Annotated in this window: 1 protein-coding gene; it reads left to right on the top strand. The window is 36.1% G+C overall.

Features of this window, described 5'->3' with window-relative positions; all coding sequences use genetic code 11:
* Window positions 1–109: 109 nt before the first annotated feature.
* Window positions 110–1,459, top strand: a complete 1,350-nt coding sequence (locus ACTYA4_RS22010) for an IS1182 family transposase (protein WP_443483689.1) — start codon at window positions 110–112, stop codon at window positions 1,457–1,459.
* Window positions 1,460–1,575: the final 116 nt, after the last annotated feature.

The raw sequence follows: 1,575 nt of genomic DNA, 5'->3' as shown, positions 1-1,575 counted from the left end.
TCAGGCTGTCGAAAAACCTTCGACAGTCTTTATTTTTCAACCAATTCTTCATCTATTCACCGCGTTAATATAGTATAATAAAACTATCAAATAAAGGTTGGTGATTTGGATGTTAAATACGCGTTCCCATACTCAAAATGAAGTAGAATTTGTACTTCTCGATGAACTTGTTCCAGCTAATCATCTCTTACGAAAAATAGATAAATATATAGATTTTTCTTTTATCCTCGATAAAGTCCGTCCTTATTACTCCCAAGACAATGGTCGTCCATCGTTAGATCCCTTAGTTCTTTTTAAAATGATGTTTATTGGTTATTTATATGGCATTCGTTCCGAAAGACAATTAGAGCGAGAAATTCAAGTGAACCTCGCTTATCGTTGGTTTCTTGGTTTGAAAATAACGGACCCGGTTCCTCATCATTCCACTATCAGTTGGAACCGATGCAATCGATTCAAAGATACTACTATCTTTCAAGACATATTTGATGAAGTGGTTCTTTTAGCGATGAATCACAAAATGGTTGGCGGAAGAGTGTTATTTACCGATTCTACGCACTTAAAAGCGAATGCCAATAAGCATAAGTTCACAAGAGAAACTGTAAAAGTAGAAACTCGAGAATACATAGAAGAATTAAATAAAGCAGTCGAAGAAGATCGATTAGCCCACAGAAAAAAGTCTCTAAAGAAAAGGGAGGAGGTGGAGGAAACAAAGGAAATTCGGGTCAGTACAACGGATCCTGATTGTGGCTTTATGTCTCGTGATAATAAACAGGAGATGTTCTGTTATTTAGACCACCGTACGACAGATATGAAATGTAATATCATTACGGATGCCTTTGTTACACCAGGAAATGTTCATGATTCGGTCCCATATTTAGAACGGCTTGACCGTCAGATCGAACGTTTCCAATTTAATGTAGAAGCTGTTGCTTTGGATTCTGGCTATTTAACCAATCCTATTTGTAAAGGAATAATAGAACGAAATATTTTTGGCGTCATCGCACACAGACGATATAGCCCCGTAAAAGGACTTTTTCCAAAATGGAAATTTACCTATGATAAAGAAGCCGATTATTACACTTGTCCAAATGGTCAGAAACTACCTTATCGAACAACCACTCGCGAAGGATATCGGGAATATAAATCAGACGCAAAACAATGTAAAGATTGTCCATTGCTTTCCCAATGTACTCGATCAAAAAATCATACGAAAGTGGTGACACGTCATGTTTGGGAAGAGAATAAAGAGAAGATTCGATTAAATCGTCTTTCCAAATCGGGGAAAATGCTTTATAAATTTAGAAAAGAAAAAGTTGAGCGAAGCTTCGCAGATTCAAAAGAACTGCATGGGCTTCGCTACTGTAGGTTACGAGGAATAAAGAAAGCAGCCGAACAAGTATTAATGACAGCTACCTGTCAAAACATAAAGAAGATTGCCATGCATCTATCCAAGATCTGATAGATGCATGAGAGTCTTTTTTCTTGAAAAAATCGGAAAAAGTTAATACCTTTTAGGTTCTACAAAATTCTAAAAACAAAAAATTGTAGAGAAAATAATACTTTCTCTACAATCTG

Source organism: Niallia yueguangensis (genome assembly GCF_052663115.1).
Note: the sequence above shows the minus strand (reverse complement) of the source record. Positions and strands in the feature narration are given on the sequence as shown.

What these genes read in the sequence shown, in the direction of transcription:
- ACTYA4_RS22010 (WP_443483689.1), top strand. Translation starts at nt 110, where the DNA reads ATGTTAAATACGCGTTCCCATACTCAAAATGAAGTAGAATTTGTACTT.